The organism is Mesorhizobium sp. M1399 (assembly GCF_040317735.1).
GTDB lineage: Bacteria > Pseudomonadota > Alphaproteobacteria > Rhizobiales > Rhizobiaceae > Mesorhizobium.
In genome coordinates this window covers 275,777-289,687 of sequence record NZ_JAMYKZ010000001.1, presented here as the reverse complement: position 1 = coordinate 289,687, position 13,911 = coordinate 275,777, and the positions used below count along the sequence as shown (strand labels likewise).

The window sequence follows — 13,911 nt, the reverse complement described above, 5'->3', positions numbered from 1 at the left end:
CCGGCCGTCAAATTCGAGGCTGAACGCTTTCGCAACAACAGATGACATTGTCAACATCTGTTTCGACGAGTGTCGGCTATGGCACCAGCACCAATGCGCCTATTGTCCGCCTGGCCTCAAGGTCGCGGTGAGCATCGCCGGCGTCGGATAGGTTATAGCGCTTGGGCGGTTCGATCCTGACGACGCGCTGTCGCAGCGCGGCAAAGAAACGCTCGACGTGCGGGGCTAGTTTTTCCGGCGTGTCGGTGTAATGCGCATAGTTGGGACGCGATACGGTGATCGACTTCGATGCAAAGCGGCCGATGTCCCAATTGCCGATCGGCCCTGACGCCTGACCGAAACTGACGAGGTGACCGCGAATGCGGAGCGCCGCCAGCGAGCCGCCGAACGTATCCTGGCCGACCGCATCGTAGACCACATCGGCGCCGACGCCTCCCGTCAGCCGCATGACGGCCTCAGTGAAATTCTCACGCGAGTAGACGATGACATGATGGGCACCGAGGCGTTCGACGATGCGCGCCTTGTCGTCGCTCGACACCGTTGCAATGACCGTTGCGCCGAGATGGCGTGCCCATTGCACCAGAAGCTGGCCGATGCCGCCGGCGCCGGCATGGACGAGAACGACGGAGCCCGGCTGCACCGCATGGACATCATGCAGCAAAAAACTCGCACTGACGCCCTTGAGCAGACCCGCGGCCGCAATCTCGTCGGGAATATCGTCGGACAGGCGAACCAGCAGATCGGGCGCCACGTTGCGCCGCTCGGTATAAGCGCCGACCGGCGGGCAGGCATAGGCGATGCGGTCGCCGACCGAGAAACCGGCAATCTCCAAACCGACCGCTTCGACGACGCCGGCTGCCTCCATGCCAGGCACGCCCGGTGGTTGCAAAAGGTCGAAATAGCCGGTGCGGCAATAGACGTCGATGAAGTTGACGCCGATCACAGTATGGCGGATCCGCACCTCGTTCGGCGCCGGCGGCGGCAAGCCGATCTCCTTGAGTTGCAGCACCTCCGGACCGCCATAGCGCTCGACCACAATAGCCCTGGTTGTTGCTGACTGGCCGAACGATGTTGTTGCGGAAGAGACCGGCGAAGCGATCAGCGGCGGGGCTGACGGAGGTGCCGGCGTTGGCGCTCTTGCCTTGGCAGTCAGAACCCTTCCTCGCAAAAGGCTACGGATCGCCGCGAAGCCGGCCTGATAAATGCCTTCGGAGACGAGCTTGACCAGTTCGTCGCGGCGGTGCGTAGGTGGATGGAATTCGGAACGCCATTCCCAGAAGGTCGCGTTGCCGTCGGTCACCGGCTTCAGCTGGATCGATGCGACATAACCCATCAGCGGCAGCGGCGCTTCGAGCAGGCAATAGGCGAGCCGAAAGTCCTTGTCGGACAGCGCCAGCAGCTGTTCGCGCAACTCGCCGCCATCGGCCAGGCGGAAACGACGAACCGAACCGACCGCGTCGACCGGGTCGCCACCTTCGATTTCGCTGAACGAGATCGCCGGGTGCCAGCGTTCATGGCCGTTGAAATCGCGCAGAATCGACCAGACATCATCGATCGGCGCATCGATGATGGTGCTCTGGCGGACTTGAACCATCGCGGGAATGTCAGCGCCCGAAGCGCTGCTTGAGTGCGCTCAACGCCGCCTGGAAGACGCCGGTGCCGATCTGATGCATAAGTGCTGCTTCGCGCTCAGGCGCACAGTCGAACTCCGCCTCCCATTCGGCCAGAGTGAGATTGCCGTCGGTGATCGGCGTCAGCGACAGCGTGGCGATATAATTCTCCACCGCCATCGGGCTTTCCAGGATAGCGTAACTGCACGACAGATCGTAGTCGGACAGTGCCAGCAATTTTTCGCGAATCCGCCCGCCATCCCTGAGCACAAAGTTGCGGATGCAGCCGATCTGGTCGGCCAGTGCGTTCTGTTCGACGCGGCTCTCCGCAACGAATGGCGCCCAGGCGGGAAGGCCGTTGAAGTTGCGCACGAGCTTCCAGACTTCCGCAGCCGGCGCAGGGATGACCGAGGACACATAGACCTTGGTCATGCCCCACCGCCCGCATCGAACGAGCGGCCGGTGCCGAGGCATCGCCACTCATTCGCACAGCACACCGCCCACCGGACCTGGTCAGCGGTCGCGGTCGTCATCGTCGTCCTTGCTGACCTTGCCTTTGCCTTTCTTGTCGCGGGTCAGGCTCGATATGTCCTTGGCATCGCGCAGCACGTCGGTCATGCGGCCGAGCGAGCCGCCCTCGATGCCGATCTCCTTCATCAGATTATCGATCATCGGCGCCTGGACCCGGTAGCGCAGCGCCGAATCGATCACCTCGTCGGTGACGTTGCGGTTGCCGCCCTGCCCGCCATTGATGCCGTCGACGTGCAGGATCTTGATGCCGTCGATTTTCTCCATCGGCTTGACGCTTTCGCGGATGATGCCTTCCATGTGGTCGAGCAACTTGCCGCGCAGGCGACCGGCACGAGCCTCGTTGGAGAGCAGATTGTCGGCCTCGTTGAGCTGACGATGGCCGGCGGCATCAACCTCGTAGCGCTGGGCCGCCGCAAGGGCGTGGATCTTCTCCGCCTCGGCTGCGGCAACAGCGGCGATCTTCTGCGCTTCGGCCAGGCTCTTGGCCGCCTTCATCTCGGCATCTGCGGCCGCGGTTATGCGCAAGGCCTCGCGCTCGGCCTCGCGAGCCGCACCGATCAAGTCGGTCAGCTTGCGGCGCTCGGCGATCTCGCGCTCGCGCGCCGTGAAGGCCTGCTCCTCAGCCTGGATGGCCTTGGCGCGCACCGCCTCGGATGCCGCGATAGCGGAGGAACGCTCCTGCGTCTTTTTGGCGATGTCGATGGCCTTCTGGATTTCGGCTATCTCGATCTTCTGGTCGCGCTCGACGCCGAGCTGGCGGATGTCGCGGTCCTTGATCAGCCGCGCCTCCTCGATGCCGCGCTCGGTGGTGATGCGAGCGCGCTCGACCTCTTCGCCGGCCGATATTTCGGCTTCCTCGAAAGCCTGGCGCTTGGCGATCTGCAGCGCCTCGAGGTGACGCTCGCGTGCAATCCTGACCTCGTCGATGGCACGCTCCTGCCCGATCCGCGCTGTTTCGGTCGCCTGGTTCTCGACAATTTCGGCGCGGCGCTTTTCCGCCTCGGCCCTGGTAACCTCCAATGCCTTTTCCGCCAGCGCGATCTGGCGTTCGAGCTCGGCGATTTCGAGGGCTTTCCTGCGCTCGATCTCGAGCTCGCTCTGCGTGCCTTCGCGTTCGATCCTGGCCTTTTCCAGGGCGAGCTCTAGCGCGATCTGCTCGCGCTCGGTCAGTTCGCGCATTTTCATTTCCGTCTCATCGAGGGCGCGGCGGCGCGCAATCTCGCGGCGCTGCGTGTCTTCCTCGCTCTTGATGCGCTCCTCGGTAATGTTGCGCTCCTGGTTGAGGCGCGATTTCTCGACGGCCTCGCGCGCCGACAGTTGCGCCTGCTCGGCCTCCTGGTCGCGGATCGCCCGCTCCCTGGCGAGTTCGGAGCGCTGCGAGGCGCGACGTATCTCGACCTCGCGCTCCTGCTCGAGGCGGGCGTATTCGGTGTCGCGGTCGATCTCCAGCACCTTGCGCTGGGTGTCGAGGTTCTGGTTGCGGATGTCGACCAGCGTGCGCTGCTCGATCTCGTTGCGCATCCTGCGGCGCGTCTCGATCGATTCCGTCAGTTGGGTGAGGCCTTCGGCGTCGAAGGCATTGGACGGATCGAAATATTCGAGGCTGGTCTGGTCGAGGTCGACGATGGCGACGCTTTCCAGCTCCAGCCCGTTGGCGGCGAGCGATTCCGAGGCAAGCTGCCGGACCCTGGCCGCATAGTCGCCGCGCAGCTCGTGCATCTCTTCCAGCGTCATCTGGGCGGCAACGGTGCGCATGGCACCGGCGAACTTGCCCTCCAGCAATTCGCGCAGGCTGTCGGGCTGCAGCGTGCGGCGCCCGAGCGTCTGGGCTGCGGCGGCGACCAGATCGCGGCCGGCGCCGACACGGACGAAGAACTCTGCGACCAGATCAACGCGCATGCGGTTCTTGGTGATCAGCGCAAGGGCATCCTCGCGGCGCACTTCGATGCGCAGGACGTTCATGTTGACCGGCGTGATCTCGTGCAGCACCGGAATGACGAAAGCGCCGCCGTTCACCACCACCTTCTCGCCCATGAAGCCGGTGCGCACGAATGCCGTCTCCTTGGTCGACCGGCGATAAAGCCATCGCAGTATGTAGACGGCGATCACCACGACGATCGCGGCAATGATTAGCCACAAAAGGAAAGCGCCCAAGGTCTGCGCGGCCATCTTTTCTACCCTCCCAAATAGAATGCGGTCAGCCACAGGCTACCGGCACCGATTTTACAATTGCGCGTGCTCGAAGCCATTATGCTCGCCTCTGCAGTTTCGGCGTGATCGCGCGGAACGCATTGACCGCCGCATCGACGAAGAGCGCGTCATTGATGTTCGCACCCACACGCTCGAGATGGCGCTGCGGCGTCTGGCGAACGGTCTTCTCGATCGCCTCGAACAGGGCGTGGTCGGCCTCCGGATCGTGAAACGGCTGGCCTGGTGCATCGAGCGTCGAGACACCGCCCTCCGGCAACAGGAACCGCACCGGGCCATTCATGGCATTGAGCCGCGCACCGATCCATTCGCCAAAGGCGCGGTTCTCGTCGCGGGTTGTCCGCATCAGCGTGACGTTCGGATTATGGATGACGAATTTGCGGCTTCGAAATTTCTCCGGCACGCTGTCGCGCGGGCCGAAATTGACCATGTCAAGCGCGCCGGTCGAGCCGACATAGGGCAAGCCGGTGCGGATTGCGGCGCCAAAGCGGTCTTCAGTCGCCGGAAAAACACCGCCGACGATCATGTCGGCCACTTCCGTCGTGGTCAGGTCGAGGAAGGCCGAGAGCAGCCGCGAATCGCCGAGCTTCTCCATTGCCCGCCCGCCGATGCCGGTGGCGTGGAAAACGAGACAGTCGTAGTCGGCCTCGAGCAGTCTGGTCACCACCTGCACTGCTGGCGTTGTTACGCCGAACATGGTGATGCCGACTGCGGGGCGCGCCAGCTTGCGCCTGGCCTCCCAGGCTTCGGCATTGGGCAGCTGCGCGACCATGCCCGCCATCGCATGCGCGGCGTTCGACAGCACCTGTTCGGTGATCGAATTCAACCCCTGAACGTCGGCGACCGAATGGAACATCATGATATCGGCACCGCCGACATATTTGGCGACGTCGCCGGCTGCCACGGTCGACACCATCAGTTTAGGGATGCCGACGGGCAGCACGCGCATGCCTGCTGTTGCCAGCGTGGTGCCGCCGGAGCCGCCGGCCGAGATGACGCCGCCAATGCGCGGCTCGCGCTCGATCCAGCGCGCGAAGGCTTCCGCCATAGCGCTCACCGAGCCGCCGCGATCATTGGTGAAAACGGCCGCCGATCCCCGCATATGCATTCCGGCTACCTGCATGGCAGGAACGTCGGCGCTCGACGGTTTTCCGGAGGTGGAGAGGTCGACGGTGCGAACCGGAATGCCGAGGGACTTCAGCCGGTCGGCGACGAACCGCAATTCCTTGCCCTTGGTATCGAAAGTGCCGGCGACGAGCACTGTTCTTCCAATGCGTTCGGCGAAAGGAATTGCAAAGACCTTCTTCAAATCGTCCTGTGGCGCGGCCCTCTCGATAGCCGCTTGCCGCATGGCCGTGACCGGCACGTTCCAGCGGTTGGGCAGTTCGGTGACCGGAAGGTAGGTTCCATTCTGGGTCATCGGTTCGGAACCGGTAGCCGTCCGGTCGATGCGGTAGACTTCAGCCAACTGGTCCTTCGCCTGTGCCGCGGCTGCCGGCGTGACGGACGTCTCGTCGGCATGGCGTCCGACACCAAGCAGCCGTTGCTGCAATTCCCGGTCTGCCGCGAGCGCTGCCGCGTCCATCAGCCGATTGATGCGGCCGTTGACCATGATGGCGACCTGGTTGGAAACCGCGGTCGCCACGCCGATATTCTGCTCGATGACGAGGATCGCCATCTCACCTTCCTCGGCCAAGGTGACCAGCATCCGCTCAACCTGGTCGACAATGATCGGCGCAAGGCCTTCGGTCGGCTCGTCCATGACCAGCAGCTTCGGGTCGCTGAGCAGGGCACGCGAGATCGCCAGCATCTGCTGTTCGCCGCCGGAGAGCTGCGAGCCGCCATTGGTGCGGCGCTCGGCGAGGCGCGGAAATGTCTGGTAGATGCGTTCGACGGTCCAACTCGCATCGCGCCGATTGCCGGCAGCGAGACGGAGATGCTCATCAACGCTCAGGCTTGGCCAGACGCGCCGCCCTTGCGGCACATAACCGACGCCGAGGCGATGGATCTCGTGCGGTTCGAGCGCAGTGATCTCGCGGCCGTCGACGCGGATCGAGCCGGAGCGCGCGCGCTTCAGGCCGACGATGGTGTTGCAGAGCGTCGACTTGCCCATGCCGTTGCGGCCGACCACCGACAGCACGCCGCTTTCCAGCGCCAGCGAGACGCCCTGAAGGGCATGGCTTTCGCCGTAATAGACCTGCAGATCCTCTATTTTGAGGATCGCCTTGCCTATTTTGCCGGAAGAGGCTGGGCCAGAAGGGAGCGTTCGGCCGAGGGGAACGGGGCGCTCAGCCATGCTTGCCCCCGAGATAGATCTCCTGGACCTCCGGGTCGGCCTCGATCTCTTGCGGCGTGCCTTCCTTGAACAGACGGCCGTTGTGCATCATCGACACATATTCCGAAACGCGCAGCGCGACATCCAGATCGTGCTCGATGATAATATAGCCGATATGCTTGGGCAGCGCATTGAGGATCGCCACCAAGTCGCGGCGCTCGGTCGGCGACAGGCCGGCCGCCGGCTCGTCGAACAGGATGAAGCGTGGCGCGCCGGCCAGCGCCAGCGCGATCTCCAACTGCCGCTGCTGGCCATGGCTGAGTGTCGCCACCAGCAGGTCGCGATAGGCCTCGAGATGCACGGCATTGAGGATCGATTCCGCCTGCACCATGTTGACGTCGGTGGCCTTTGGGCGGAGCAGCGAGAACCGTCGGCGTGAGACGCCGCGGCAAGCGAGAAAGATCGAGTCGAGAACCGACAAGCCTTTGAACAGCTGCGAGATCTGGTAGGTCCGCCGCAAGCCCCGCCGGATGCGTTCATGCGGCGGCAAGTCGGTGATGTCCTCGCCGAAGAAGCGGATGCGGCCAGCCGTCGGCAGGAAATCGCCGGTCACTGCATTGAACAGCGTGGTCTTGCCGGCGCCGTTAGACCCGAGAACCGCGCGCCGCTCGCCAGCCGCGATCCTCATATCAATGCCGGAGAGCGCCACCAAAGCGCCGAAATGCCGCGCAACGCCATCGAGTTCCAGCGCAAAGGCGCCGGAGCTTTGGAGACGGTTCGCGGCAAGAGTTTCGGTCACGGGCGGATATACTCGCAAGCCACGCGGTTACGGGCAGCTCGGATTGTCGCGGCTGACAGCCCCAAGCTTGGTGAACTCGTCTTCGGGAATGCCCAGCGTCTGGTTGACCTGCGACACGACTTTGACGAGCTTGTTCAAAAGATTGCCGTCCGGCCCCTCGGTCACCTCGGTCAGGTAGATGTCGGCAATCGCGTTGCGGTTCTTGTCCAGTGACACCTTGCCGGTCGGCGTGTCGAAAGACAGTTTCGAGAGTGCGTCACGCAGTTTGGCGCCGCCATCGGAGACATCGCCGCCGACCTGTTCGAGACCGAGCAATGTCGCCTTCATGTTGACGTAATAGCCGTGGGCGAAGAGCGACGGCGAGGGAAAGGCACCTGGCTGCTTCTTGTAGGCTTCGACGAAAGTTTTCCAACTAGGCGCGTCGTTGGTGTCGGCGGTTGGTCCGGCGGAAGGCGTGCCGACCAGCACGTCGCGCAGCTTGCCCTTCGAGGTCAGCACCGTCTGGTCGACGGTGATCGAGCCACCAATCAAGGGGGCCGCGCCGCCGCCCTGCTGATACTGGGTCAGGAAGTTCACGGCGTCGGCGCCGCCAAGCGCGACGTAGATTGCATCGACGTCATCGGGAATGGCCGCGATAACCGAAGAAAAATCCTTGTTGCCGATCGGCACCCAGGATTTGGACGGCACCTTGCCGCCTGCCTTGCAGAACTCGGCCATGAAGCCGAAGACCTGCGTATACGGGAAAGAATAGTCCTCGGCGACCGTAGCGACCCGCTTGTAGCCTTTGTCGTTGAAGGCATAGGTGCCGAGACCCGCCATCCACTGCGCGCCGTCGGTCGAGAAGCGGAAGAAGTTTTCCGCCGGATTGCGCAGCGTCGTGTCCTGCGCCGCCGAGGTGCCATTGATGAAGGTCACGGTCGGCTGGGTCTTGGCATAGTCCTTGACGGCGAGGCCCTCATCGCCCGAAAGCGGGCCGACCAAAACCTTGACACCATCCTGCTCGACCAGCTTGCGCGCAGCGCGCACGGCGGTATCAGGTGAAGCGTCGGACGAGCCTTTGACGATTTCGATCTTCTTGCCGGCAACCATGCCGCTGACCTCGTCGAGCGCCGTCTTCGCGCCGCGCTCGCCGTCTTCGCCGAGCACCGTGAACGGTCCCTCGAAAGTGGCGAGCAGGCCGATCTTGATCGTGTCGTCGGCGGCTAGCGCCAGAGACGGAGCTGTCAGCCCGGTGGCAAGCGCCAGCGCAAGCAGTGTGCGTCGATGTATTCTCATTTTTTCCTCCCTTTGATTGATTGATGCAGTTCATTCCGCTCCGGCGTCACGGACCGGAACGCAAGGACTCCTGAGCTAGCTGCGGTCTGATCCTCCCCCACAACCCAAGAATTCCATCCGGCGAGATGAAGACGATCACCAGGAACATCAGCCCGATCAGCGTGTTGAAACGCTCGGCTCCGACAAGGTCGATGGCAAAGGTCTGCATCAGGACAACGACGAGCGCGCCGAGAAAAGGCCCGATCGGGTGGCGCAAACCGCCGATGACGGCGATGATCAGCACGTCGATGGCTGCATCGACGCCGATCGTGCCGGGTGAAACGCGCCCATTGAACCAGACCAAAAGCACGCCTGCGACACCGGCAATGATGCCGGCCAGGAACCATGCGAAGACCTTGTGTGCGGTGACGTGATAGCCGAGCGCGCGCATGCGACGCGGATTGTCGCGGATTGCCTGCACGGTCATGCCGAAGGTCGAGCGGGCGCCGTAGAGTATCCCCGCGTAGGACAGCACCGCCGAACCCAGGCAGAGATAATAGAAGGCCTTCGGGTCGCGCCAGTTGACGCCCCAGAACACCGGCGCGCGAATGCCGGCATAGCCGGAATGGCCGTTGAAGATCGCGTAGTTTTGCTGGGCGAAATAGAAGGTCGCGGTGGCGATCGCCAACGTGATCATGATGGTATAGATGCCTTCGGTGCGCACCGAGATCCAGCCGATCAGCGCCGATGCCACCGCAGCTGCCAGAATGGCGAAGGGTGCTGCGATCCACCACGGCCAGCCGAGGCCGAGCACGTTCGAATTGTTCTCGCCGAGGATGGCGATGGCATAGGCGGCGATGCCGGCGACAGTGATCTGGGCAAGGCTGACCATACCGCCATAGCCGGCCAGCATCATCAGCGACAGTGCGAGCATGCCGAAGATCAGCGAATAACCGCCGATCTGCGTCAGGAAGAAATCGGATGCCACCAGCGGGTAGAGAACCAATGCTACGCCAAGGATGATGTGACCGGCGCCGAGCTTCTCCAGCCAGTTCTGTCGAGGCGCGGCGCCTACGGCGACGGTCAGGCTCATCGCGCTTTCCCCATGATGCCTTGCGGCCGCACCGACAGCACTACCACCATGATGACGAAGGTGAGCACGATGCCGTAGGTCGGGAAATAGACGAGGCCGATCTGTTCGGCGAGGCCGATCAGCAGCGCGCCGATTGCAGCACCGGTAATCGAACCCATGCCGCCGACGATGACGACGACGAGCGAGGCCAGGAGATAGCGGACGTCCTCGCCGGGCGCAACCGACAATGCCGAGCCGCCGACGACGCCGGCAAAGCCGGCAAGCCCGGCGCCGACGGCAAAGACGATAGCAAAGACCGCGTGTACGTTGACGCCCGAGGCCGACAGCATGGCGCGGTCGTCGACGCCGGCGCGGACCATCATGCCGACGCGCGTCTTGTGCAGCATCAGCCAAAGGCCGATGCCGATAACGATCGCAGCCGCCAGCACGACGACGCGATAAAGCGGGTAGGTGAGAAACACCGAGACGCCGTTAGACCGCACGGCCGTGACCACCGGTAAGGTCAGTGCACCGTCGAGCCATTCCGGCACCGGGATCTGATAGGTGCCGCCGGCCCAGACCGCCAGCATCAGGTCGGCGGCGACGATCGAGATACCGATGCTGACCAGGGTCTGGCGAAGGTCGTCGCCTTCCAGTCGCCGGAAGACGAAGATCTGCATGACGACGCCGACAAGGGCCAGAACGATGAAGCCCGCGGCGACACCCAGCAGCCAGTAGCCGGTGCGGTTCGCCACCTCATAGCCGATATAGGCGCCAAGCAGATAGAGCGAGCCATGCGCCAGGTTGACGTTGCGCATCAGGCCGAAGATCAGGGTAAAGCCGCTGGCGACCAGGAAATAAAGGCCAGCCAGGGTGATGCCGTTGAGGATGGCGCTGACGAATGCCTTCTTGGAAATCAGGATGGCGTTCAGCCAGTCCGGCCAGACGGCAAAGACCAGCCATGCAATGACGGCAGCTGCGAGGAGCCAGAAAAGACCCCACGCCTGTCTGCGCGTCATGCCGCCGCCAGAAATCTCGAGCCCCGAAGTCTTAGGCCGCGAAATATCGGGCGAAGATGGCCGGTCCAGAATGCTCATGCGGTCAGCCGGCGGCGCTGCTCATTCAAGCGCGGCGCCTTGTGGAACTTGCCGTCCTTCATGATGGCGAGGATGCGGTTCTTGTCCTGCAGGATGCGCACGTCCGATATCGGGTCGCCGTCGATCAACAGCAGATCGGCGAGATAACCTTCCTTGATCATGCCGAGCTCGTCGGCCATCCCCATGATCTGTCCGCCATATTTGGTCCCGGCCTGGATTGCCTCCATCGGCGAGAAGCCAAGCATCTCGACGAAGGTCTGGATGTCCTTGGCGTTGGTGCCTTGCGGCGTCCAGGCAAAACCGTAGTCGCCGCCGATGCAGACGCGGATGCCGCGTCGATGCATCTTTTTCATCGTCTCGATGCACATTTCGAGCTCGCGCTCATATTCGAGCGAGAGCGGCGAGCCGGGCTTGATGCCCCATTGCTCGGCATGGCGCGCGGTGTTGATCAGCCAGGCGATGCCGGGGGCCACGAAATGCTTGTCCTTGGCCGCCTCGAGCATGTCGAGCGCTTCCTCGTCGGCAAACGAAGCGTGGTAGATGTTCTGGATGCCATGACGGACGCACTGCTTGACCGAGCCGGATGAGCGCGCATGTGCCGACAGCACCTTGTTGCGGCAGCGCGCCTCGGAGGCGGCCATGGCGACCTCTTCCTCCGACATTGGCGTTTCTTCGGCGCCCATGCCGGTGATGCTTTCGCCTGACAGATTGAGCTTGATGGAATCGACACCGTATTTGATCAGCTGGCGCACCGTGCGGCGGATTTCCTCGGGACCTGAGACGACGATGCCGAGATTGAGGCCTTCATGCGGAATGTGCGAAGGCGCGGAATCGCCGAGGCCGCCGACCGTCGTGATCTCGGGACCGGCGGCGAGGTAACGCGGCCCGGGAAAACGCCCCTGATTGATGAATTTCTTGCACACCACGTCGAGCCGCGGCTTGGCGGCTGCGGCGCCGCGGCCGGCAGTGAAGCCGGCGTCGAGTACCAGCTTGGCCATCTCCATGGTGACCAGCATGTGCTCTTCCACCTCCATCATCTGGATCGGGTCGATGCCGGGCGCGTTGTTCCAGGAGAGATGCAGATGCGCGTCGATCATGCCCGGCATCAGCGTCGCGCCCATGCCGTCGATCGTTGTGACACCGCCTGACAAGCCGCTGTAGGAGGACGACACAGCCGGCGAGCCGAAACGCGACGAGCCCTTGGTGATCTGCTTGATACGGTTGCCCTGAACCAGCACTTCGCCGGTGTAGGGGTATTCGCCGGTCGCATCGAGCACGCGCACATTGGTAAAGAGCGTGCTGCCCGGACCGTTTCCGTTCCAGCCGTCGTCTGCCATCAGAAAACCTCCCAAACTGTCGGGCGCACTGTTTTTACGCCCGAATTCCGATCCTCACCTATCAACGCGTCTCAAAAAATCGGCGAGCCTTTGGCTGCTTTCGCGGGGGCACTCCACCGTGGCCCAATGTCCGCACCGATCGAGAGACAAGAATATCGCTCCCTTTATCCTGTCGGCAAGCGCCTGGCCGACGCTCATCGGATTGACCGTATCGGCGTCGCCGGTAACCAAAAGGGTCGGCGCTGAAATCCGGCGCGTATCCACAGCCGTCGCCTTGGCCAGAGCTTCGCAGCTGCGGGCATAGGCTTCCGGGTCCTGCCTGGTGATGGATTCGCGCACGAAGGCGACGGCGGCCGGCGAGGTTTCCCTGGTATGTGCCGACAGCGCATTGGTGACGATCTGGTCGGCGATGTCGGCGATACCGCCCGATCGCGCCAATCGCGCCCGGTTGGCAAGGCCTTGCCGCGTCGCCTCGGCCGGCTCGGCGAGAGCACCGAACAAAACCAGCGACCTGACCAGCGACGGCTGCATCGCTGCGACCAACTGACAGACGATCGTGCCCATGGAGTGGCCGACGAAATGCGCCCGGGTGACGCCCATGCCCGCCATGGCGCGGATGACGGCGTCGCTCATTAGCTCGATCGTCAATGGATCGAGCGGCCGCGGCGAGCGGCCGGATCCAGGCAGGTCGAGGCGGATGACCCGGTAGGCCGAGAGCGCCTCCAGCTGCGGCTGGAACATGTTCGAGGTTCCGCCGAGACCGTGGATCATCACCACCGGCTCGCCCTCGCCGGCGACTTCCGCGACAATCGGACCGACGGTGACAGTTGTCATTGCACCCGCTCCACGATCCGGTTCTCCAGCGTCCCGATGCCGTCGATCTCGACCCGCACAATGTCGCCGGCTTTGAGATATTTCGGCGGATCAAAGCCGATGCCGACACCGACCGGCGTGCCGGTGGCGATGATGTCGCCCGGCTTCAAGGTGATGCCTTGCGAAAGCGTCGATATGATCGTCGGAATATCGAAGATGAGCAGCGATATTTTGGAATTCTGGCGGAGGTCGTCATTGACGAAACAACGTACCGAAGCGTTTTCCAGGTCGAGCTCATCCTTGGTGATCGCCCATGGCCCCATCGGGCAAAACGTATCCTGCGACTTACCGATTAGCCATTGGCTATATTTTCCCTGCAGGTCGCGGGCAGTGACGTCGTTGACAATCGTATAACCCCAGACGTGATCGTAAGCCTCGGCTTTCGAAATGCCGCGTCCGCCCTTGCCGATAATGACCGCCAGTTCCGCCTCATAATCGATCGCAATCGATATGGAAGGGTCGATCAGCACGTTCGAATGTGTTGCAACGACCGATTCGGGGACCTTCGAGAAAATGATCGGATGTTGCGGAATGGCGCCGGCACCGGCGCTCGAATCGAAGCCGCTGCGGGCAAACTCGTGGGCGTGTTCATAATAATTCTTGCCGACGCAAAAGATGTTGCGGGCAGGCAAAGGTATCGGCGCCTCGAGCTCGACCTGCGCCAGCGGAACCGGCGACAGCGTGCGCGGCATCCCGGCGCCGTTGCGCCGCAACAGCGCCAGCACGCCAGACAGCGCCTGGTCAACAGGGATATCGAAGGGGGCGACCGACTGATTGTCGACATCGACAACGCCGACGCGACGTTCGCCTGCAATCGAAAACGTCGCGACCTTCATTCGTTCCTCCCTGAACCTT

Annotated in this window: 11 protein-coding genes; all 11 read right to left on the bottom strand. The window is 63.1% G+C overall.

All coding sequences use genetic code 11. From position 1 onward, the window contains the following. Positions 1-76: 76 nt before the first annotated feature. Positions 77-1,594, bottom strand: coding sequence for a zinc-binding dehydrogenase (locus NKH05_RS01445; protein WP_352909384.1), 1,518 nt, complete (start codon positions 1,592-1,594; stop codon positions 77-79). A 10-nt stretch (positions 1,595-1,604) separates the two neighbouring features. Next, a complete protein-coding gene (locus NKH05_RS01440; RefSeq protein ID WP_353024935.1) occupies positions 1,605-2,042 on the bottom strand; it encodes an SRPBCC family protein in 438 nt (145 codons plus the stop codon). 81 nt (positions 2,043-2,123) lie between these two features. Then, positions 2,124-4,310 carry a flotillin family protein gene (locus tag NKH05_RS01435; protein ID WP_353024934.1) on the bottom strand — a complete coding sequence of 729 codons (2,187 nt, stop codon included), beginning with the start codon at positions 4,308-4,310 and terminating at the stop codon, positions 2,124-2,126. Between the two features lie 79 nt (positions 4,311-4,389). Then, positions 4,390-6,645: an ABC transporter permease gene (locus tag NKH05_RS01430; protein ID WP_353024932.1), complete on the bottom strand. Its 2,256-nt coding sequence runs from the start codon at positions 6,643-6,645 to the stop codon at positions 4,390-4,392. Continuing rightward, entirely contained in the window at positions 6,638-7,423 is a 786-nt protein-coding gene (locus NKH05_RS01425) for an ABC transporter ATP-binding protein (protein WP_352493955.1), read from the bottom strand. The genes NKH05_RS01430 and NKH05_RS01425 overlap by 8 nt, the downstream gene beginning before the upstream one ends. Positions 7,424-7,450: 27 nt before the next feature. Then, positions 7,451-8,698 carry an ABC transporter substrate-binding protein gene (locus NKH05_RS01420; protein WP_353024930.1) on the bottom strand — a complete coding sequence of 416 codons (1,248 nt, stop codon included), beginning with the start codon at positions 8,696-8,698 and terminating at the stop codon, positions 7,451-7,453. A 46-nt stretch (positions 8,699-8,744) separates the two neighbouring features. Next, a complete protein-coding gene (locus NKH05_RS01415; protein WP_353024928.1) occupies positions 8,745-9,770 on the bottom strand; it encodes a branched-chain amino acid ABC transporter permease in 1,026 nt (341 codons plus the stop codon). After that, positions 9,767-10,768 carry a branched-chain amino acid ABC transporter permease gene (locus NKH05_RS01410; RefSeq protein WP_023716705.1) on the bottom strand — a complete coding sequence of 334 codons (1,002 nt, stop codon included), beginning with the start codon at positions 10,766-10,768 and terminating at the stop codon, positions 9,767-9,769. The genes NKH05_RS01415 and NKH05_RS01410 overlap by 4 nt, the downstream gene beginning before the upstream one ends. A gap of 74 nt (positions 10,769-10,842) precedes the next feature. Then, positions 10,843-12,183 (bottom strand): metal-dependent hydrolase family protein, encoded by a 1,341-nt coding sequence (locus NKH05_RS01405; RefSeq protein ID WP_352482722.1) that lies wholly within the window; start codon positions 12,181-12,183, stop codon positions 10,843-10,845. A 54-nt stretch (positions 12,184-12,237) separates the two neighbouring features. Beyond that, on the bottom strand, positions 12,238-13,017 hold the full coding sequence (locus NKH05_RS01400; RefSeq protein WP_353024926.1) for an alpha/beta fold hydrolase: 780 nt from the start codon (positions 13,015-13,017) through the stop codon (positions 12,238-12,240). Further along, positions 13,014-13,892, bottom strand: coding sequence for a fumarylacetoacetate hydrolase family protein (locus tag NKH05_RS01395; RefSeq protein WP_023716702.1), 879 nt, complete (start codon positions 13,890-13,892; stop codon positions 13,014-13,016). Before NKH05_RS01395 ends, NKH05_RS01400 begins: the two co-directional genes overlap by 4 nt. Between the last annotated feature and the right edge of the window lie 19 nt (positions 13,893-13,911).

What these genes read in the sequence shown, in the direction of transcription:
- NKH05_RS01400 (WP_353024926.1), bottom strand. Translation starts at nt 13,017, where the DNA reads ATGACAACTGTCACCGTCGGTCCGATTGTCGCGGAAGTCGCCGGCGAG.
- NKH05_RS01445 (WP_352909384.1), bottom strand. Translation starts at nt 1,594, where the DNA reads ATGGTTCAAGTCCGCCAGAGCACCATCATCGATGCGCCGATCGATGAT.
- NKH05_RS01415 (WP_353024928.1), bottom strand. Translation starts at nt 9,770, where the DNA reads ATGAGCCTGACCGTCGCCGTAGGCGCCGCGCCTCGACAGAACTGGCTG.
- NKH05_RS01420 (WP_353024930.1), bottom strand. Translation starts at nt 8,698, where the DNA reads ATGAGAATACATCGACGCACACTGCTTGCGCTGGCGCTTGCCACCGGG.
- NKH05_RS01430 (WP_353024932.1), bottom strand. Translation starts at nt 6,645, where the DNA reads ATGGCTGAGCGCCCCGTTCCCCTCGGCCGAACGCTCCCTTCTGGCCCA.
- NKH05_RS01405 (WP_352482722.1), bottom strand. Translation starts at nt 12,183, where the DNA reads ATGGCAGACGACGGCTGGAACGGAAACGGTCCGGGCAGCACGCTCTTT.
- NKH05_RS01410 (WP_023716705.1), bottom strand. Translation starts at nt 10,768, where the DNA reads ATGACGCGCAGACAGGCGTGGGGTCTTTTCTGGCTCCTCGCAGCTGCC.
- NKH05_RS01440 (WP_353024935.1), bottom strand. Translation starts at nt 2,042, where the DNA reads ATGACCAAGGTCTATGTGTCCTCGGTCATCCCTGCGCCGGCTGCGGAA.
- NKH05_RS01435 (WP_353024934.1), bottom strand. Translation starts at nt 4,310, where the DNA reads ATGGCCGCGCAGACCTTGGGCGCTTTCCTTTTGTGGCTAATCATTGCC.
- NKH05_RS01395 (WP_023716702.1), bottom strand. Translation starts at nt 13,892, where the DNA reads ATGAAGGTCGCGACGTTTTCGATTGCAGGCGAACGTCGCGTCGGCGTT.